Origin of the sequence: Bacillus sp. REN10 (assembly GCF_016820555.1) — a bacterium.
GTDB lineage: Bacteria > Bacillota > Bacilli > Bacillales > Domibacillaceae > Bacillus_CE.
On sequence record NZ_JADHDW010000003.1, the window covers coordinates 308,685 to 329,286 of the forward strand.

General features: G+C 39.6%; 19 protein-coding genes and 3 pseudogenes. 6 read left to right on the forward strand and 16 right to left on the reverse strand.

The window, feature by feature from the left end:
- Positions 1 to 25: 25 nt before the first annotated feature.
- Complete coding sequence (locus tag IRB43_RS06980; protein WP_203362814.1) at positions 26 to 814, reverse strand: ABC transporter permease; 789 nt, start codon at positions 812 to 814, stop codon at positions 26 to 28.
- Positions 807 to 1,586, reverse strand: coding sequence for an ABC transporter ATP-binding protein (locus IRB43_RS06985; RefSeq protein ID WP_343070814.1), 780 nt, complete (start codon positions 1,584 to 1,586; stop codon positions 807 to 809). The genes IRB43_RS06980 and IRB43_RS06985 overlap by 8 nt, the downstream gene beginning before the upstream one ends.
- Positions 1,587 to 1,791: 205 nt before the next feature.
- Here IRB43_RS06985 and IRB43_RS06990 point away from each other — a divergent pair, with 205 nt between their 5' ends.
- Positions 1,792 to 2,793, forward strand: a complete 1,002-nt coding sequence (locus tag IRB43_RS06990) for an ABC transporter substrate-binding protein (protein WP_203362720.1) — start codon at positions 1,792 to 1,794, stop codon at positions 2,791 to 2,793.
- A gap of 58 nt (positions 2,794 to 2,851) precedes the next feature.
- Here IRB43_RS06990 and IRB43_RS06995 read toward each other — a convergent pair whose 3' ends face one another.
- The 5 genes and pseudogenes from IRB43_RS06995 to IRB43_RS07015 form a co-directional block, all read right to left on the reverse strand.
- Entirely contained in the window at positions 2,852 to 3,583 is a 732-nt protein-coding gene (locus IRB43_RS06995; protein ID WP_203362721.1) for a YqcI/YcgG family protein, read from the reverse strand.
- A 101-nt stretch (positions 3,584 to 3,684) separates the two neighbouring features.
- Positions 3,685 to 3,936: pseudogene (locus tag IRB43_RS18165) on the reverse strand (CapA family protein); the annotation flags it as partial.
- Between the two features lie 86 nt (positions 3,937 to 4,022).
- A pseudogene (locus IRB43_RS07005) lies at positions 4,023 to 4,457 on the reverse strand (helix-turn-helix domain-containing protein); the annotation flags it as partial.
- A 577-nt stretch (positions 4,458 to 5,034) separates the two neighbouring features.
- Positions 5,035 to 5,295 (reverse strand): transporter suffix domain-containing protein, encoded by a 261-nt coding sequence (locus tag IRB43_RS07010; RefSeq protein ID WP_203362722.1) that lies wholly within the window; start codon positions 5,293 to 5,295, stop codon positions 5,035 to 5,037.
- A 44-nt stretch (positions 5,296 to 5,339) separates the two neighbouring features.
- Positions 5,340 to 7,001, reverse strand: coding sequence for a glycosyl hydrolase family 28-related protein (locus tag IRB43_RS07015; protein WP_343070815.1), 1,662 nt, complete (start codon positions 6,999 to 7,001; stop codon positions 5,340 to 5,342).
- 193 nt (positions 7,002 to 7,194) lie between these two features.
- On the opposite strand from IRB43_RS07015, the gene IRB43_RS07020 reads away from it, so the two are divergent.
- From IRB43_RS07020 to IRB43_RS07035, 4 genes are all read left to right on the forward strand, one after another.
- Positions 7,195 to 8,181 (forward strand): glycosyltransferase family 2 protein, encoded by a 987-nt coding sequence (locus IRB43_RS07020; protein WP_203362723.1) that lies wholly within the window; start codon positions 7,195 to 7,197, stop codon positions 8,179 to 8,181.
- A complete protein-coding gene (locus IRB43_RS07025) occupies positions 8,129 to 8,518 on the forward strand; it encodes a GtrA family protein (RefSeq protein ID WP_238941860.1) in 390 nt (129 codons plus the stop codon). Before IRB43_RS07020 ends, IRB43_RS07025 begins: the two co-directional genes overlap by 53 nt.
- Positions 8,515 to 11,097, forward strand: a complete 2,583-nt coding sequence (locus IRB43_RS07030; RefSeq protein WP_203362725.1) for a YfhO family protein — start codon at positions 8,515 to 8,517, stop codon at positions 11,095 to 11,097. Before IRB43_RS07025 ends, IRB43_RS07030 begins: the two co-directional genes overlap by 4 nt.
- Before the next feature lie 279 nt (positions 11,098 to 11,376).
- Complete coding sequence (locus IRB43_RS07035) at positions 11,377 to 12,096, forward strand: CBS domain-containing protein (RefSeq protein ID WP_203362726.1); 720 nt, start codon at positions 11,377 to 11,379, stop codon at positions 12,094 to 12,096.
- Between the two features lie 43 nt (positions 12,097 to 12,139).
- Here IRB43_RS07035 and IRB43_RS07040 read toward each other — a convergent pair whose 3' ends face one another.
- The 8 genes from IRB43_RS07040 to IRB43_RS07075 form a co-directional block, all read right to left on the reverse strand.
- Positions 12,140 to 12,751 carry a hypothetical protein gene (locus IRB43_RS07040; RefSeq protein ID WP_203362727.1) on the reverse strand — a complete coding sequence of 204 codons (612 nt, stop codon included), beginning with the start codon at positions 12,749 to 12,751 and terminating at the stop codon, positions 12,140 to 12,142.
- A gap of 290 nt (positions 12,752 to 13,041) precedes the next feature.
- Complete coding sequence (locus tag IRB43_RS07045) at positions 13,042 to 13,581, reverse strand: hypothetical protein (protein ID WP_203362728.1); 540 nt, start codon at positions 13,579 to 13,581, stop codon at positions 13,042 to 13,044.
- A 14-nt stretch (positions 13,582 to 13,595) separates the two neighbouring features.
- Complete coding sequence (locus IRB43_RS07050; protein WP_203362729.1) at positions 13,596 to 14,891, reverse strand: sensor histidine kinase; 1,296 nt, start codon at positions 14,889 to 14,891, stop codon at positions 13,596 to 13,598.
- Complete coding sequence (locus IRB43_RS07055; RefSeq protein WP_203362730.1) at positions 14,884 to 15,564, reverse strand: response regulator transcription factor; 681 nt, start codon at positions 15,562 to 15,564, stop codon at positions 14,884 to 14,886. The genes IRB43_RS07050 and IRB43_RS07055 overlap by 8 nt, the downstream gene beginning before the upstream one ends.
- 61 nt (positions 15,565 to 15,625) lie before the next feature.
- A complete protein-coding gene (locus tag IRB43_RS07060; protein ID WP_203362731.1) occupies positions 15,626 to 16,153 on the reverse strand; it encodes a ferric reductase-like transmembrane domain-containing protein in 528 nt (175 codons plus the stop codon).
- The gene (locus IRB43_RS07065) at positions 16,153 to 17,076 is read right to left on the reverse strand and encodes an FAD:protein FMN transferase (protein WP_203362732.1); all 924 of its coding nucleotides are present in this window, start codon (positions 17,074 to 17,076) and stop codon (positions 16,153 to 16,155) included. Before IRB43_RS07065 ends, IRB43_RS07060 begins: the two co-directional genes overlap by 1 nt.
- Before the next feature lie 2 nt (positions 17,077 to 17,078).
- Positions 17,079 to 17,369 (reverse strand): hypothetical protein, encoded by a 291-nt coding sequence (locus IRB43_RS07070; protein ID WP_203362733.1) that lies wholly within the window; start codon positions 17,367 to 17,369, stop codon positions 17,079 to 17,081.
- Positions 17,356 to 17,976 carry a copper amine oxidase N-terminal domain-containing protein gene (locus IRB43_RS07075; protein WP_203362734.1) on the reverse strand — a complete coding sequence of 207 codons (621 nt, stop codon included), beginning with the start codon at positions 17,974 to 17,976 and terminating at the stop codon, positions 17,356 to 17,358. The genes IRB43_RS07070 and IRB43_RS07075 overlap by 14 nt, the downstream gene beginning before the upstream one ends.
- Positions 17,977 to 18,345: 369 nt before the next feature.
- Here IRB43_RS07075 and IRB43_RS18170 point away from each other — a divergent pair.
- Positions 18,346 to 18,595, forward strand: a pseudogene (locus IRB43_RS18170) (transposase); the annotation flags it as partial.
- 120 nt (positions 18,596 to 18,715) lie between these two features.
- Here IRB43_RS18170 and IRB43_RS07085 read toward each other — a convergent pair.
- Positions 18,716 to 20,530, reverse strand: coding sequence for a sigma 54-interacting transcriptional regulator (locus IRB43_RS07085; protein ID WP_203362736.1), 1,815 nt, complete (start codon positions 20,528 to 20,530; stop codon positions 18,716 to 18,718).
- Positions 20,531 to 20,602 lie beyond the last annotated feature (72 nt).

Below are 20,602 nucleotides of genomic sequence, written 5' to 3' on the forward strand. Positions count from 1 at the left end.
TATGCCAACTTAGGTCTTTTTTATATCATTTCTCTCGGATCAGCTTTCGCTCTAATAAGTCAACGAGCTGATACATGATCGTTGCTAAAACCGCAATAATCACTAAACTCAAAAGAACAAGCCCAAAATTAAATACTTGAAAACCGTAAATAATCATATAACCAAGCCCTTGTTTAGACACGAGAAATTCCCCAACAATCACCCCGACCCAAGCAAGACCAACATTGACTTTCAACGTCGAAATAATCGTTGGAAAGCTTGCTGGCAACACCGCCTCTTTAAAACAATGAAAGGTGGACCCTCCAAAGGTTTGAATAACCTTAATATAGTTAGGCTCAACATTTTTAAAGGCTGAATAAATGACAATCGTTGTAATAATCACCGTAATCAAAATACCCATGCCTAGAATGGATTTGAAATTCGGTCCGAGTGTAACGATTAAAATTGGACCTAAAGCAATTTTAGGCATCGCATTTAAAATGACTAAATAAGGGTCAAATACTTTAGAAAGAAAAGGATTCCACCATAATAACGCTGCCAGCAATGTGCCGAATAAAGTGCCGAGTAAAAAACCAAAAATCGTTTCAAATAAGGTAATCCCCACGTGAGAGAACAGACTGCCATCCCCTATTTTTCCCATAAATAAAATGGCAATTTGCTTTGGAGAGCTAAACAACAATGGGTTGATCCACTCTTGTCTAGAAGAAAGTTCCCATAAAATAAGAAACGCAGCAAACATAAGTAATTGAACGGTTCTGACATGACGCTTCTCTTTTTTTATGTGCTGAAGATACTCTTCATGCGATTTATACATTTTCCGTTTTTTCAATACGCTCCAACTCCTCCCATATTTGCTGGAACAGCACGGAATATTCTGGATGTTGTCTAGCTGCGAACGGATGAAGGCTTCTTAGCGTTTCAGGGACAAGAAAGATGCGTTCGATTCGTCCAGGGTTTTTCGAAAAAAGAATGATTTTTTGACTCATCGCAATGGCTTCTCCAATATCATGTGTGACAAGAATCGCTGTTTTGTTTCGCTCAAATAGCATTTTAGAGACAAGGTTTTCGAGCTTTAATTTTGTTTTAAAATCAAGTGCAGAAAACGGTTCATCCAGCAATAAAATTTTCGGGTCTGTAGCGAGGGTGCGGACAAAGGCGACACGTTGCCGCATTCCACCAGAAAGCTGATGAGGATATTGATTGAGAACATGATCTAATCCTACTTCTTTTAATAAAGATAATGTATCGGTTTTATAAGGCTCTTCCTCCATACCTCTTAACTTTAATCCGAGAAAGATATTTTCTTTCACTGTTTTCCACGGAAACAAGTAGTCTTGCTGAAGCATATACCCGACCTTAGGATGAGGTCCCTCAATCGGTTCGCCATTTAAAGTGACCATACCATTTGTTGGAGTTAACAGTCCGGAAATAATCGATAATACCGTCGTTTTCCCACAACCGCTTGGTCCAAGAAAGGAAATGAACTCCCCTTCTTCCACAGATAAATGAATATTTTGCAACGCTTTCGTTGCTGAATGCTTAGAAAAATATGTTTGACTGACAGACTGCAGCTTTAAAAGGCCCACCACAAATCCCTCCTTCATTTATTCAATATATTGCTAAAAGAAAAAAAGGTGAATAAGATGGACAACATAACTTCTGCTTCCTGCATTCATATATATAGAAAGATTAGGCTTTGTTAAGCAATGCAATCGATCTAGTCCTTCATTTGTAATATTGTTTAACAAAGCTAACCATTATTAACATCCTTTTTTCCAGGAGGGAATGACAATGAAAAAAGTGTCCTTCTTATTTATTATTGTGCTAGTAGCAGCGATGGGATTTTTCAGCGGATGCTCCCCTGCTACAGAGCCCGAAACTCTGCGAACAGTTCGCATTGCAGAAGTCACGCGATCGATCTTTTATGCCCCTCAATATGTAGCGATTGAAAAGGGATTTTTTGAAGAAGAAGGGATTAAAGTGGATTTAAAAACGACTTGGGGCGGCGACAAAACGATGACCAATTTATTATCCAACAGTGCAGATATCGCTCTAGTCGGCAGTGAAACATCCATTTATGTAGAAGCACAAGGAGCAAAAGACCGCGTTATTAATTTTGCTCAATTAACACAAACGGATGGTACCTTTTTAGTGGCCCGGAAAAAAACAGATTATTTTGCATGGGAACAATTAAAAGGGAGCACCTTTTTAGGGCAAAGAAAAGGCGGCATGCCGCAAATGGCAGGAGAGTTTACCTTAAAGAAACACGGCATTGATCCACATCAAGATGTGAAACTTATTCAAAATATTGATTTCGCGAACATTTCTAGTGCTTTCGCTTCTGGCACAGGAGACTATGTGCAATTATTTGAACCGCAAGCAAGCCTGTTTGAACAAGAGGGCATCGGCCATATTGTTGCTTCTTTTGGAAAAGAATCAGGGAAACTCCCATATACGACCTTTATGGCGAAAGAAAGCTACATTGAAAAAAATAAACAATTGCTGGAACAGTTTACGAAAGCAATTTATAAAGGGCAGCTATTTGTCGATACACATTCAGCGGAAGAAGTCGCGAAAATTATCGCTCCGTATTTTGAAGATACACCTGAAGAACTGATTGCTACAGTAGTGGACCGCTACAAATCACAAAACAGCTTTGCAACAAACCCTCTGCTAGATGAAGAAGAATGGAACAACCTTCAAGCAGTGATGAAAAGTGCAGGTGAACTGCCGCAACAAGTGGATTATTCCACACTAGTCAATACAGATTTAGCACAAAAAGCGATGAAATGAAATCAATAAAAGAGGCTTTCCGTCATCAGATGAGTACCTGACGGAAAGCCTTTTATCATTATTTAGGTTGAAAGGGACACTTTCCTTTAATCGGTACGATATCGTCTCCAATAAAATATTGCTTCCACTCCCTGTGTTCCGGATCTCCATAATGACTAATGTTAGGGTGTTTCGGCAGTTGATCCCACTTTTCTACACGTGTCCGCACCTTTTCTCTGGCTAAATGTCCGTGCATAGATGTTCCTTCTAACCCTTCAAAAATTCGCCGCGGTTGAAATCCAATGACGAGACTATTCCCTAAATTTCTTGTTTTCCTTTGCTTATAGGCAGGTGCATTGCCAAAAACGAAGAAAGGTTCTCCACCAAAAGAAAATGCCCATAAAGGATGATCTGGATCTTGTGGATAATCCTCTGGCCATGGCTTCGTATCCACTTCATGCAAATACTGTAACACCGCCCAAAAATAATCCCGATAATAAATCAATGGCTTCTCTTCATCTTCCGGTTCCACAAATAAGAAAAAGCCGTGTCGAACAAAGGGCTGGTCTGGATGGAACAAGGAAATAAATGCCTCTAATGTTTGCGGTAAGCTCGACCAATTATCGTGCGTAATATACGAATAGCGGAGCTCTCCTTTTGCCTCCGCTGCCATGCCAAATGTACACGGAAAGGTTCGTTCTGTGACGACCTGCTGAAAATGGCGATACTCTTTCGTAACCCATTTGGGAACGAAGGACTCATTCATCATTTCTTCCTTTGTTCGCAGTAAATGTTGTGTGGAAATACGCATGTCTCTCCCTCCAACGAAAATCACCTATTGATAATTATGCTACTCTATCATATCTATTAATAAAAGGAGGGTAACATGCAAAAAATTTTCATAAATCAACAATATGAAGGGTCCACTTTAAAGAGGAACTTCTTTACCGCTTTTTCAGTCGCATTCGTCAATGCTGTTTCTAAATTGACGGTCAATAAGTGATCTTGCTGAAACACCTCTTCTAATTCTTCCACAAAATACAGCAAACCATTTTTCTTGGCTTCATCAGGAAAAGACCCTGCATATACAAAACTTTCATCCGTTCCTAGCGTGAAGTCTCAAGGAGCACTAATTTTGATCGTTGTCTGGATCGGTTCTTTTTTAGGTGGATCTACCATTTAATATTTTTCTTTATTTTCTGTTTCTTTTGTATATGTTTTTTCTGGTTTAATCGTCAAATTTTGAACCCTCCTGCCACTTCTCTACTTTTGGCAAATTTAACAAATCCGAGTTTAGGCAATTTGATGGTATGTTCGACAATGGCGATGTTTCCGTTTGTGTGTTTGGTTTTGTAAGACTGAGTTTTGTTCTTCTTGGACTTAAAACGAGAAGCGTCATTTTGTTTGTTGAAAAAGCGATCAAACGCATCTGAGAGGTGTTCAAGGGATGACTGTAAAGCGATACTGTCCGGTTCTTTCAACCATACGATTTCTTTCTTCAGTTGTGTGAGTTGTTTCGAGCATTTTTTGAAAGACAGACCTTTTCCTGTTTGTTTGTACGTATCATTCCAAAGCGACAGGAAATGATTAAAGACGAATCGACTGGAGCCAATGGTTTTGTTGATCAGAATAGCTTGTTCTTCTGTAGGATAGATACGAAACTTATAGGCTTTGTGAACGATCACAGGTTTCACCTCCTTATGGACCACACTAAAATATACATATTATACCAAATTCGATGCTCGTTGTATATTGTTTTAGGAGTGAAGACGTGGAAAAACAATCCGTTGTATGACTATTTCCTAATTTCAGCAAGGTTGGATGCAGACCAAAAGCCAAAGGGGGTTCGGGGTTCGTACCCAAGCTATTTTTCACTTGTTACAAGCAGCACTCGAACAGTCGGACAATTGGGGTGGCAAGTAGCCATCCCTTGTCCGAAGGCGATTCATCTCCCACCTACTCATTGGGCTATCGCCCTACACATTCCTTGAGGGGGGGTCTTCTCGCCTAAAAAGATAAAGAAGACATCCTACATTTAAGACGCACCAGATAATGGTTACATGTCAAACAGATTTTTTCAATCGCCTATGTTTTTTCTTCCTGTTCGATTCTCCACCCCTCTTTACCTATTTCATGCAAAATATGTCCACAATTTCACTATAAAACTATTGTACAGCCAATCTACAAAAACAAGAAGAGCCATCTCAAAGTGAAAGGAGTGTCATCTGATCGATACCCTCCTATGATGAGACCGGCTCTTTATTACTTGCTTCTTCTCCACCTTTGAGCACCCCTTGACGATCGGAACTTCATCGCTGCCTCTTTTCCAACGAGCAACACCCCTAACCAGAAGGCGATTTCCGCACAAACGAGGGATCCAGTAATTAAAGCTACTTTCATAGTTGTTGTAAAAGACAGAAAGGGGATGATGAAAGGAAAAATCCAAAAGACGGCAGATCCAACAACCAAGACCATACCTAGTTTATAAAGAAATGGATGGGTTTGTTTCTTCGCTTCATTCATAAGCTCCTCCAACACGCATAAATTCATCCATAAAAGCTTTTGTACTAGTGCTTAGTATACACTTCTTCATAGCCTGTTACAGTAATATTTTTTATGTCAACATTTGAACTAGCTAAGTCACAACCGCATACTCCGTTATTATGAATAGCGATCATGTGGTGAATAAGCAAACGTTGAATACTAGGTCCAACTGCCAAGCCATTAGCAGCAGAGTTTTTGATATATATATGACGAATCCGCACATCATCCGCTCTATGTTCCCCACCAAAAATTTTAATATCGCTTCCTGCGGTTTTAAAGCCTTGAATGTTCACATAGTTTAGCGACACATTTCTCGAACGGTATTGCACAGCAATCACAGGTTGACCTTGATAATCATACTCTCGATCGCCAACAACGCGAAATTGATGAATGACCACATTTTTATAAGCAGAAACAACGAGCGCTCGCGGATGAGAGTCTCGATATAAATCTGTTCGAATCGGAGCGATTGCTACAATTCGTGAAGCGGTGATGTTATACGCTGTTTTGGATTCCGGGTCTTGTTTATGATGGTGACCGATATGGCGAAAATTAAAGGAACGATTGTCATTGATCGAAAGGTGACCAATAATATGAACATTCGTAGCCGCTGAAGAGTTATGATGCGCTTTCACTTCCACGCCCCCAAAACAGCGTGTCGTCGAATTATTGACAAGAATGACATTACGCGATCCATCATCAACTTCAATACCATTAGAGTTAGAAAATCCTTTTTTATGAGCTTTTCCGCTTGGGTCGCACATATGGGAATTAGCAATCATGATGTAATCACTATGGTGAGTCGTAATGCCGTCATCCCCAAACCCATAGCCATTTAAACCATCAAGCCATATATACTTACTACCTCCACGTGCCCGGTAGCCATCACCAGAATAGTTATATAACGTGGAAGATACATCAAAACAATGGAGCCCTGGATTGATGGCTTCAACGTTTTTTACCCAACCGTAAGTAACATTCGCATACGTTAAACAACTGGAACGATTTCCTCCCACACTTGTTCTTTCTGTTTCGCCAAGCCGCTCTACATGCCAGTCAAGACTCATCTCTTCCACAAACACATGATGATTTCCCTTCTTATGATCCATATTTGTCACCAGCCAGCTACTTTTCGGCGCATCTTGGTGTAGCTTCAATATGGTTTTCCCTTTTCCTGCTCCAACAAGCCAAGTCCATGACGGCAAACGAAGCTCTTTCACAACAAATGTTCCTGCTGGGATGATGACCTTCGCCTTTCCTTTGCCAATTGCTCGCTGAAAAGCTTCTGTACAATCCATTACCCCATCCCCAACAGCCCCAAATTCTGCTACATGTACTGGACGAACTTTGTTCTGAAGATGGTGAAATTGTTGATCCAAATTCCCCTTCCAGTCTGGGATTACTTCCCCTTGTTGATCTACTATCATTTCAACGTCTCTCGGTAAATTCCCCTCTTCTTTTGGCATAAAGAGGCCAATAAGAAAAGATTTCATCTTCTCTAGCCAAAACGAAACGGACCATGAGCGTCGCAAAGTCGGAGGATTCGGACGCGGATAGCGATGCTTATATTCATTAAATAAGACCATCGTTTCTTCCACTGTTTGCTTGACTGGCTGGTCAAAAAACGAATCAATAAGCTGTTTATTTTCCTGAGGATTATGCTTGTTACTCAGCTTGATATTCACGTGTATTTTCCCCTCTTTTTGTTAAAAATAGATATAACAACTCCGTATGGTTATGAATATACTTACGAATGCTACATTAAAGATTAATTAGAAAAATAGGAAATTTTCTTTTTTCCTCTACGTCCACGTCAGAAAACATAGAAGGAATAAGACTATTTCAATTAAATATACGATAAAGTAGGTGCCTCTCGATATGAGCCAGATCTCCATCATTATTCCCTCTTTTAACGAGGAAGAGAATATTGTATTGATTTATGAAAGTATAAAAAAAGAATTCGCTGCTCTTGCCTATGATTTTGAAATTGTATTTGTTAATGATGCTAGTACAGATCGGACGCTGAAGCAAATCAAATTGCTTTGTGGGAAATCATCAAAAATAAAGTATCTTTCATTCTCCCGAAACTTCGGGAAGGAAGCAGCCATCTTCGCCGGATTGCAGTATGCAACTGGAAAAGTGATCATTATTATGGATGCTGATTTGCAACATCCTCCTCACTTGATCCCTGCACTGATTCAAGGGTGGGAAGAAGGATATGATCAAGTGATCGCGCGCCGAAATCGAAAAGGAGAGCATCCGATTCGAAAAGTGCTTTCTTCGATGTATTACCGTGTGATGAATAAAGTCGTTGACGTGAAGCTAGAAGATGGCGTCGGTGATTTTCGTTTACTCAGTGAACGAGCTGTTAAAGCTCTCTTATCTTTAAATGAAGGGCAACGTTTTTCCAAAGGATTGTTTTCATGGATCGGCATGGAGCAAAAAATTATTGATTATGACAATGTGTTGCGCAAAAATGGTCAAACAAAATGGTCTTTACGTCAACTAATGGATTATGGATTAGACGGATTAGTCTCCTTTAATAATCGACCTCTTCGTCTTTGCTTTTATTCGGGGGCATTCATTCTTTGTCTATCCGTTTTATATAGCATGATTACATTTATACAAATACTAAAGAATGGGATTGCTGTACCTGGTTACTTCACCATCATTACAGCTGTTTTGCTTCTTGGTGGCATTCAGCTGTTAAGCCTTGGTGTTGTCGGTGAGTATATTGGCCGGATTTACTATGAAACGAAGAAGCGGCCCCCATTCTTAATTCAAGAAACCAATATTAGAAATGGAGTTACTTATGAAAAAAACCGGCCTAGAATTTATCAAGTTCGCGATCATCGGAGCCATTAATACTATTAATTACTATGCCATCTACTTGCTACTTCATTCCTTAGTGAACAGCCATTACATGCTGTCACATGTGATCGCCTTTGGAATAAGTTTAGTCATTTCTTTCTTTTTAAATTGTTACTTTACCTTTCAAGTAAAACCGACGTTATTTAAGTTTGTAAGCTTTCCGTTATCTCAAGGATTCAACTTTTGTCTTACCTCCTTTCTCATGTATGTGTTGATTGAATATGTACATATGAGCAGTACCTTCACACCGATTCTTGTTTTATTTTTATCCGTACCAGTGACGTTTGTCGTAACAGGAAAAATATTAAAAAAAGAGAGTGTCCATGCATGAAAAAAAAATCGATCGGACTTATTTTGTTCAGCAGTCTGCTCGTGTCCGCAGCTGCTCACTTTTTTTTCTTCTGGGAATGGCTCAATGGAAGGTATATGTTAGGCCCTAATGACGGTTTATCTCAAATCCTCCCGTTTAAACAATTTATTTATGACCATTATACAGAGGGAAATTTCTTTTACTCGTTTCGCTTCGGCTTAGGAGGAGGATTTTATAGCCAGCTTGCTTATTATTTCTCGACATCTATTTTGTTCTTATTAACAGTTATCATTGTATTTCTTTTGGAACTGCTACAAGTCATTAATACACCAAATATAGAATTTTGGGCTAATGCGGCGATTTTCATTAGCGTCTCGCGACTAAGCTTGATTTTATTCATTACGACGTGGGCCTTTCGCTATCTACAACTAGAAAAGACCGCTGCGTTTACAGGTGCAGTGGTCTACGGCCTATCTGTGATGTATTTTCGCCATGTCGTTTTTTGGGAGTTTTTTGCTGATGCAATGATTTGGATTCCACTGCTTGTCATTGCCGCGGAGAAAATTATTCGAGACGGCCGACCTGTTTGGTTGATCGTTATCCTCTCTCTTATGCTATTTAATAACTTTTATTTTGCTTATATTAACCTAGTTTTTTTAGCGATATATATAGTGTTTCGCTGGATCGTTCCTTTAACGCATCATGATCGCCATAAAATCGAGCAAATCAAATGGTTTATTGTTTCGAGCGTGATTAGTTTTTGTTTGAGTGCAATTTCTTTTCTTCCTGCGGCCTACGGTTTCTTTAATAATTATCGACCGTCTTATGATGGAGAGATTTCCATTTTTGCGGCAGTCGATCAGCCGTTATTTATTAGCCGTTATTTAATTGTGCCGGCCATATTTATATTATGTATGTGTACGATTTCTTTTTATAAGCACTCATTATTTCGCTTATTTGCGCTTATTAGCTTATTCTTACTGCTATTGCATTATAGTCCGATGGCCGGAAGCGCCTTTAATGGTTTTTCCGCCCCGCAGTACCGTTTTGAGTATTTATTATCATTTACAATAGCAGGATGTATTGCTGTTGGTATTGAACAGTTGAAGTACATTCGCTTGAAAGAGGGCATCATAGCTATCATTACCACTCTGGCTATTTATTTGACCAGCGCTACTTTTATAGATTCTACAGTAGAGATGACACTGATCAAGAAGATCGGGCTGTCTCTAGTAGGAATCACGTCGTTACTATTTATTCTGTACTATTGGAAAAAGAATACCCTTTTCCTTCGTTGCCTGCAAGGATGGGTCATCATCTCTTGCTTACTGATCGTGAATCTGTATGAAGTCACGTTATCAGAGAAGGCAGGAGTTAAAACAGTAACGAAAGATTTCCTTGAAAGCACCTCCTATAATAACAGCGAACAGCAACAACTAATTCACCAAATACAGCAGGAAATGAAGCAGCCGTTTGAAAAGATTGACTGGATGGTTCCGACTCGTAACAACACTCCAATTGTCCAACGTTTCCCTGGCACAAGCTTATATTCCAGTATTTTCAATCAACAGCTATTGTTTTTTTATTGGCATGATTTACAAATTGATATGGGGAGAGAAAGTGTGAGCCGCTATGCAACTTTCGGTAACCGTTCCAACCTCCATAGTCTGTTGCAAGCAAATTTTTGGATGCGGTCGAAAGATCAGGAGATGAATGTCCCTTACGGCTTTGAGAAATTTTCGGAAACGAAACATTATGTCGCTTATAAAAATAAATGGCCACTTCCATTTGTGCGCACAACGAAGACCGTTTTTCAGGAAACCGATTTGCAACAAAGTTCTGCCTTAGATCGTGAGCATGCGATGCTGCAAGGAATTGTACTAAAGGATGAAACCATTCCTCATCAGCCTTGGAATACGCGCGTCAAAAACCTCATCAATCAAGCCACGATAACAGCCATAGGAGGAACGTATCAAGATCACAAACTAGCAGTAAAAGAAAAAGTGGGAGGAATCGATCTCATTTCTAAACAGCATAACGAAAAAACGGCTGATTATTATGTTAGCTTTCATATCGAAAATACGGATGGCTTACCTTTTACTTTAAAGGTCAATGATTATAAAACTACTCGTAAAGCGTCCGATTCGATCTATAAAACAAATGTCAATGAGTTAATGATCCGAGTGCCAAAGAATGAAAAAATATCGATTCGAGTACCAAAGGGAAATTACATTGTGAAATCAATTTCTTTATTTGAAGAAGATTATGAAGTGCTTAAGCAATCGATGTCTCACCATGCTTATTCTCCTGAAGTTCACATAAACAGAAATAATGTAAAAATCAATTACAATAACCAAACTGAAGAACAGTTTATGGCCTTACCCATTCCATTTGAACAAGGATGGTCATTAAAAATAAACGGCAAGAAGCAACCAATCTATGAAGCAAATTATGCCTTTACCGGAATCGCTTTGCAGGAAGGAAGGAATCAAATTGAATTAACATATACTCCTCCATTTTTTCGTGTGTCGTTATTACTATTGATTATCGGACTATTTAGCACCTATTATGTATTACACACAAAAAGAGGCTGTCAGTAAGGAATTTCCTTACCAACAGCCTCTTTTTTGACGTATTTGCGGCGAAAACCATCCGGCCACATCCAGATGTTTAACCTCTAAAGGTATGTTGTTCGACTTACGCAAATTAGCTCATCGCTTGATTAATATAACACATAACTTTATAGAAAGAAAGGTTTTTTATCATTTTTTAATACAAAAACAAATACCTATTCTTTTTTTATACTTTTAAGCATTGTCGACAACTAGATAAAAATTAAACAAATAGGGCATAGCTAACAAAAAACAGGAGGAACTATCATGAACGAAAACAACGAACGATCTTTACGATTCGAAGTGGCATTTAACCGGATTCATCAGCAATTAAAACAGCTTGCTCTTAAATCAGACCAGCATTCCTTTATGGAAATACTTCATGATTGCGCAAGAAGTCATGCATCCGTCCGCAGCCATTTAGATGAGTTAAAGCAATTCGCTAAGCTGAGAAATGCCATTGTGCATCAAAAAATAAATGCGGAATTTTATATTGCCGAACCTCATGAAAACATTGTTAAACGAATTGAACAAATTGATGCTCTCCTCTCCCAACCAGCGAGCGCGCTTTCCATTGCTTCTCAACCAGTTTGTATCGTCGAACTACACACACCTTTCGTGCGGGTTCTACACATGATTCAAGAGCTTTCCTATTCAGAGTATCCCGTCTTTGATCAAGGAACATGCAAAGGTATTCTTACGGGAGAAGAAATGTTAAAATGGATGGCTCACCAACAAACAGATAATCACATCCCTTTACATGAAGTAACCGTGCGCGATCTTCTTTCTGAACAAAGCAGATCAAAAGTGGCTTTTATTAAAAAAGATGCCAATATCTTTGAAGTGGAGCACTTATTTGAAAACTATCAAAGCAACAATCAAAAACTTGAAGCTATTCTGATCACTCCAAACGGTACATCGAAAGAACTGCCAATCGCGATGATCACATCCTGGGACTTAACAAAAACGAATGATCAAATCATATAAAATGCGAACAGGGAATACCCCGTTCGCATTGTTTAGAAACTAATTATTCAACAAATTCAAATTCACTTAAAGCATCTACATGACTGGCAATCATGGCGATAATCGTATTCGCTTCCTCTTTACTAAAAACAAAATTAGTCACATCCTCCAGCTGCTCTTCCTCAACAGTTTGAATACGGTTGACTCTCCGTAACACCCCGTCGCCTGTTTCCTGAACGATACCAAATTGATAAGTGATCTCCACTTCATCTTTATGGGCATAAGCGGTCACTTCCGGTGTCGTCCACTCTACCTCAATCTCTTCATAATGATCATCCTCCATGTTGAATGAATAATCATCCGTTCCTTCAATAAACTCATGAAAGCTTTCATGGACCTCATCTACAATATCCTCAATATCCGGCAAAATCGTTTTAGACATATATTCCATATCTACTTCGAATGTTTTGACATAAAATTCTTCATTGTATGGATCAAAAAACACAGAACAGAAATATTCTGCTTCATTTTCATCCGTTTCTACAAAAAACTCTATTTTGGGATGCTTTGCTGCCCGATCAACGGTCATATGACCAACTTGATCATATTTTTCACAAATTGACTCTAAATGTTCTTCCAATTCCTCACTTACTCGCTCAAACCATTCTAATGCCATCCTGCATCCCTTCCTTTCAAATAATCCCTTTTATTATTTGTTAAGGCGGAATAATTATGCCCTTATTGTATTTACATCTTTGAGGAAAAGGATAGGTGAAAAATAGTAGACATATGAAAGGCTAGAATCAGAAGATGAGCACAAATAGTAATAAAATACAAGGCAAGATCAAACCATCCATTGGAAAAGCAAAAGATAAATGGCCTCGTTAATGATGTTTTGAAGATGAAGTGCAATCGAACAAAACCGGATCATTACCGACGGCACTGGTAAATCAGTGCCGCCTTTCCTTATGAAAGAAGCAGGTGGATCAATGTCATGACAGCTGCTATTCCTAATATGCCCATGTGCGTAAAGCGGATCGCTTTAGATCTCTTATTCGCCGATAAAATATAACCGATTAGTGCAGCAGCTGCCATAAATGCTGCAGCACCAATGCCGATATACTCTCTTAATTCTAATTCACGTTCTGCTAAAAACATCATTGCCCCATGAGCGCATACGGCCAGTAAGGTTAGAGATCCCATCCAAATATGCCACTTTCCTGATAATCGAGTTGCTTTTGCCATATGAGTTGCTTGATTCGGCCAGCGCTTTTTCACTGGTTTCATCAACTTTCTTAACGGGAAAAGGGTTGCTGCTAAGCCAAAACCGGCCATCCCTGCCCAACCAATTAGTTCTCCTCCTTCTTTCATTACTCCATTTTCCTCCTCCTCATGCCCTTCATCAGCATAGTCATCCGCATGAGCGGGATGGATGAAAGATGGAGAACTAACAAAGAGCAACATAAAAACAGTTGCAATTATCATACCTATTTTCTTTACCAACATAGCTTTTCACTCCGTTATTCTTTAATTGGGATTTGTATATAAAATATTGTGCCCTTTCCCACTTCACTCGTTACTTCAATTTTTCCTCCGTGCGATTCCACGATCCATTGGGCGATCGATAAGCCGATGCCGTTGCTGCCTAAATCCCGAGATCTGGCTTTATCTACTCGATAGAAACGATCAAAAATACGCGGCAGCTGATCACTAGGAATGCCGATACCTGTATCTTTAACCAGCATCTCCACCTGTTTTCCATCACGACGAATCGTTAAGTGAACCGTTCCTCCTGGCTGATTGTATTTCACTGCGTTATCAATCAAAATGTATAATAATTGTGTGATTCTCTCTTTATCTGCCTTTATCAAGAGAGGAGCCGATAAAGAGCTCTCAACAGTCACACCCATTTGCTTTGCCAAAGGAAGGAATGAGCGAACGAGCTGCTCCACTGTTTCTTTTAAATCAAACACCGTTGGATAAAACTCGATCTTGCCTGAATCCGAACGGGCGATGGTTAATAAATCCGATACGAGCCTTGTCATTCGTTTGACTTCTTCCTTCATGTCTTGAAGAATTTGTTGAGAAAAGGCAGACAAATGCTGTTGATCTTCTGCTTCGATTACCTCCAGTGAAGACTGCATAATCGCAAGCGGAGTCCGCAACTCATGAGACGCATCACTGACGAATTCTTTTTGACGCTGAAATGAGCGGGAGATCGGAATCATTGCTTTTCCCGCCATAAAGTATCCTAACCATAAAGATAACAACAAAAATAAAACCAATAAGCTTGTTAACACCAGTAACAATTTGTCCAATACATTTTGCTGTGCCGTCACATTCGTTCCAGCAATAATAGCTCCCATATACTCCCCTTCGTTTATTACCGGCTCTGCCGCTAACAATATTTTTTTGTCTTCTTGATTTTGATCGATAATTGTTTCCCGACGAACTTCCAACTCATCCGGCTGCCATGTTTGGATCTTTTCTAAAAAAGGAGAAGAAGCATAAGGAAGTCCTTCTTCTGCATCTACTAATTGACCATCTCTCGAGATCATATAATAAAAAGTTTGCATGTCAGCATCCTTATGTTCATGGTCTTCTTCGTCTTCTTTATTGATACTTTCATGAGTTCTCAATAACTCTCTTCCATGTTCTAGCCGCTCCTCTTGCAAAAGCTTTAACACAGCTTCTTGCTGATCTTGGAAAATGGAAGAGGATAACAGCGTATACGTAATGATCATAAACACGAGCAAAAACATCATCATCAGTCCAGTAAACAAAAGGGTTAGACGCTTTTTCGTTTGATTAAACATCGTGTTTCACCAATCGGTAGCCAATGCCCCGAATGCTTTGAATCAATCGCTCTCCATTTGGCTCTTCTACTTTCTTTCTGACTAACCTCACAAGAGCATCTAAGTTGTTCGCTGAAACATCCGCGTCGATCCCCCATATTTTATCGAGAAGCATTTCACGAGGTAGGACTTGCTCTTTATTGGTCATTAACAGCTGTAATAACTGATACTCTTTCGGTGTTAGCTGCACCTCTTTTCCTTTATGACAAACTTTATGATTTGTTTGATCTAATGTTAAATCTCCCGCTTGAATGATATTATCAGTAAAGGCTAGCTTCGACCGACGGCCTAACGCTCGCACTCTCGCTAATAATTCATCGAATTCAAAAGGCTTAACAATGTAATCATCTGCCCCTGCATCCAACCCTTCCACTCGGTCGTGCACATCATCTTTCGCTGTCAGCATTATAATCAGTCCTTGAAAGTCCGAGGCTCTTAACTGTTGACACACCTTAATCCCGCTAAGCTTTGGCATCATCCAATCAAGAATGACAAGGTCGTAATCAATCGAAGAGGCATAATCGATGGCCTCTTCCCCATCCATAACCCAATCAACTGTATGCGTCTCTTTGCTTAACATATGAGCAACTAAGCGGCCTAGCTTTTTATCATCTTCTGCCAATAAGATATACATATCCTTCACGTCTTTCTTTTTCTTATTATTGTACACAGAAGGCAAGAGAAAGAAAAAATGTTTAGGATCGAGCAGTTAATAACCGAACAAAAAATAGGGAGCTCAATACCCCGAACGTAATAGCATAGACAAGAATCATCCATATCGCGCCTGAATCAGTTCCAATTAGTATCCCGTGAATAAGCGCCAGCAAATAAGACGGCAATGCAAGAAAGTGAATGACCTTCCACCATTTCCTTCCTATTCTCTTCATCACATCAGAAGAAAAAAAGAGCAACACGAGAATATAACAAGCGATCGTTCCAGCTGCTGAAGCCAGTCGTTGATAGGTAGCGGTAAAAGGGATCAACAGTTCCGTGATAGTATAAGAAACATAATGATCAAACAGCAGCATCATCGCATGAAATAAAGCAAGAAGCAAAGCGAGCCAACCCGCGGTTTGATGAATCATTAATAAAACAGGGCGTCCCTTTTTAGACACCATCTTTCCTTTCACTAACAATCCTGCCATATTAGCAATGAATAATAATAAATAAGCAGTCATTCCGGAAGCTCGAATCCATTCCCAAGTGGTATAGATCATATTCATTACAGCATCAGCTTCTTCGTATAGTTTTTAATTGTTCGGCTTACTCTCACTCGTCCATTTTCATCCACCACTAACGCCGCTGCGTGCGGAAAATGAGCGCGCAACCATGAAAGCCCCTCATCAAAAGTGAAGATGCATAATACTTTTGCCATCACTTCGGCTTCAACTGTTGTAGAGGCGAACACAGTTGCCTGAATCACATCGCTTATTGCTGGCAAACCCGTTTGTCCGTTGAGCAGATGATGCCTTTGAACGGAGCCTTGTTTCCACGATCGAAACACTTTATTGGAAGTAGCTACACTGCCTTCATACATATAAAATTGAGCAATATCTAATGTTTCCTTTTCTGGATGGGCAATACCTATTAACTTTTCTTTCTCTCCCCAAACAGTTACATCTCCCCCGGCATTCAACTGTCCATCTGAAACTCCTCTTTGCCTCATCCATTTTGCTCCTTGATCCACCGCCCATCCTTTCGCGAATCCGCCAAGGTCAACCGCTTGTTCCGTTTGCTTCAAGATCGTACATCCATCCTCGGCAAATTCAAAAGGATGATCTTCGCTTTCTTCAATGAAAAGATCGAAGCTTTCTTCTATTTTCCCGATTTGCTCAAATGAGCGATCATAGCCAATAGCGGCCATATTGTTAGCGATCAAAGGATTGAAAAAACCATTTGTTGCTTCCGAGTAGTGAACTGCTTGTTTTAATATTTCAAACAGCATCGAGCTAACTTGAACAGCCGTACCAGGAGCCATTTGATTGAATCGGTCTAATTCATTGAATGGAAGAAATCGTGAACAAGTTTGCTCCACTTCTTGAAACCAGCGCTTCAGTTCTGCTATATCCCTCTCTTGCTGGGGAAATCCCCCAATGACTTTCACCTCTGTGTTCATCGCTTGAAATGAATAGAACTCGTCATCCATTATTAAGACCTCCTTGTTCGATTATCTGCCTGAGGCTGCCCTCCTTCTCCTCTCGGTGTAAACGTAGCCGAATAGGCGGAGGCATCTACATCCCAATTAGTCTCTTCCCAATCCAACGTAGAAATCCATTCGTCTCTCGCTTCTCTTTCTTTCGCATTGAGCGACTGAATATCTGTCACTGAATAGTTTTGCTCTTGCTGCACATCTGCTCCTTGTACGACATTTAAGAAGACGGCTAAAGAACTGACACTACCAATCCCAATTGCCCACTTCCACCATTTAGCGTTTGCCATTGATGCTCCCTCGTTTCTGCATTTGTACGGTTTCATCGGTCCAACTGACATCCCACCCTAACGCTCCTCCTATCACACTAATGGGTACATACACTTTTCCGTTCACATTGAGAGTAGCAGTTGGCATCGGTGTTTTCGCCATATTTTCGTAAACAGCTAGTGAGCCTTCTTTAAAAATTAAATGCACATCTTCATCCACTACTTCCATTGCTCTGCTGTTCTTATACACATACACATCGGCCCCTAAATATTGAGCGACACTTTTTAATGGTACGAGTAATTGCCCTTGATAAGGCAGAACATCTATCCAGATCGCTGTTTTATTTGGTAATTGCAACTTCACTTCTTGCTGCTTTGTTACTGGCAGCGTTTCATTGGCCAAAATAGCAGATGAAGCTCGTGACCAAGCATACCACGTCTCCTCAATCATTGTTTGGCGCTTCTCTTCTGTACCATACCACTCTCCATCTTCTTCCTCTTCGTATCCCTCATCATAATCTTCATAGCTTTCATATTCATCATCATCATCGGCATAAGTTGCCTGTATGGGCCAAATGAGCAGAGAGGAAGAGACTAAAATGGGTAAATATTTGCGCTTTTTATGCATTCATCTCACCTTCCATTTTTCATTCTAGTGCCACTATAAAAGACAAAACTGAAAATAAAATGAAAAGGGGCTGTCCAGAAAGTCAGTGAAAACTGACTTTCTATGACAGCCCTTCTTCATTTATGGAAAAAATCGACGAAACATTTTGAAGAAAAACTCAAAGAAAAGATCCAACAGACGCTTCAACACATTGAAGAAGTGACCAAATCGGAGTCAGAAATCCCTCAAGAAGCAACGCCTGAACAGTTAGAAAACCTAGCGAATCAACTAGAGAAGGAAGTCGATCAACTAACAGAAGAAATCGACCAAGAACCAGATGTTCAAGTACGGAAAGAAAAGCGAAAACAACGTAGTGCCTGCAGGAAACCTATGAAAGAACAGGAACGAAGCTATAAAAAAGACATCCGAAACGCAAAAAACTGGACCTACGAGGAAAAAGACGATCACTTTATTTGCCCGAACGGTCGTCGGGTGAAGTTTTTGAGATACATGAATAAGAAAAATCAATCAGGTTACATCAAGGGCAATCGGTCGTTCCGCAGATTTTCCTTGCGGGGGATCGACAAAGTACACACAGAATTTGGGATTGTGGCTTTAGCCCACAACCTCCTGAAAGTAGCCAGCATCCGCCAGCTACTTTCAGAGAAATATCGGAAACCGACAAAAAGAGGTGGAGAAAAACGACTCGTTTTTCTCCACCTCTTTTATTTTAGGGACTTATTGGACAGCCCCTTTTGCCTTAGAATAATTGCTTAAAACGAATAGGTTCATTTTGAAGATCATGTTCTTCAAGCTTTCTATATAAAGTGGCAAGACTAATATCTAGCTGGGCAGCAATTTGTTTTTTTGCCTTCACTGTATGGCCATATTCATTTAACATTTGTTGCAAAATATCTCTTTCGTAAAAACTAAGCCTCATTTTTAAAGAAGGAGTATCATCCATATAGTCTTTTCGGTCCACCATTCGAGCTGGGAGACTGTGAAGAGTAATTCGATTTGTTTGTTCCATATTCACAGCATATTCAACCGCATTTTCCAATTCTCGTACATTTCCGGGCCATGGATAATATTGAAATAACTCGATCACTTTTGGCTCAAATCCATAGATTTCTTTGTTTAATGAAGCCGTGTGTTTAGATAGGAAATGATTCATTAATATCGGTATATCTACTTGGCGATCACGAAGCGGAGGTAAATATAAAGGAATCACATTTAACCGAAAATATAAATCGGCTCGAAATTCACCTTCTTGAACCATTTTCTCTAAATTTTGATTCGTTGCTGCAATGACTTTAATATCAATAGGAATTGGACTTTTTCCCCCAACTCGTTCTACTTTTTTATGCTGTAACACATGTAATAACTTTACTTGTAAATGCAAAGGAAGATCTCCAATTTCATCTAGAAAAATCGTTCCCCCATCCGCCATTTCAAACTTTCCAATTTTCCCTTCTTTATTTGCACCTGTAAAAGCTCCTTTAGCATAGCCAAATAATTCGCTCTCAAGCAATGTTTCCGGGATAGAGCCACAATTCACCGCAATAAATGGGCCCGATGCTCGATTACTGGCGTTATGAATCGCCATTGCAAAGACACCTTTACCAGTACCACTTTCACCGGTTATTAGAATATTGGAATGACTATTACTCACTTTTAATGCCTGTTGTTTCAAGCTTTTAATAATGCTACTTTTTCCTTTGACTTCCGCAAAAGATAGATCAAGTTCGCCAGTTGTGAGAGTATAGGCAAGTTTTCTTACGTCAGACATCTTTCGAATCGAAGCAACAACGCCATAGACTTGAGTTTGATTAAAAATGGGGGTAGCTGTAACGATAAAGTGGAAGTGCTGTTTAGTAGTTTGGTAAATTTCTTCATTCTCCAAATAGCCTTTTCCTGTTTTTAAGACGGATAACATCGGTGAGTCTGGCATGATTTGCTCTAACGGTTTTCCAATGATGTCTTCTTTTTTTGTATAAAGAAGCATTTCAACTGTGTGGTTACAATGCGTGATGATGCCTTGCTGATCAATAGCCAGAATTCCATCTTGTATAGATTCTAAAATCGTATTTAATTTATTTTTTGTTAGCAATAATTGTTGCGTCGTTTCCATCTCGGCTACTTTTACGGTAATTAAATCAGACATGCGCCATAAGAAATTTAACATTTGCTCCTGGTTCTCCAACAAACGATTATGCTGTTCTTCATTAAAGGCCAGAAGACCAATTACTCCAATGGCCTTCTCATTGTAAATAATGGGACAACAAATTTCAGCTACTTCCTCTAATTCTCCCGTATTCACAAGGGGATCGTATGTCGGATCGTTTCGCGCATCTTCTACGACAAATGCCTGTTTTGTAATCAAGACTCTGCCATATACATAGCCCGCTTCCTTCTTCCCATCTTCTTCTATCGTATTAATTCTTTTTCTACATTCTCCCGTTCCGGCTATGACTGTCATCGACTCGTCGATAATCTCCGCTTCGACTTTTAATGCAGCTGATATCGCATCAGCTACTTGCTGCACTAATTCCTGTATGCCTTTTAAAAATGTCACAACCTCACCCCTGTATAATGATGGAAATTGTCTATTATATAATTCTCTATTTTTCAAAAAAAACCTTTCAAT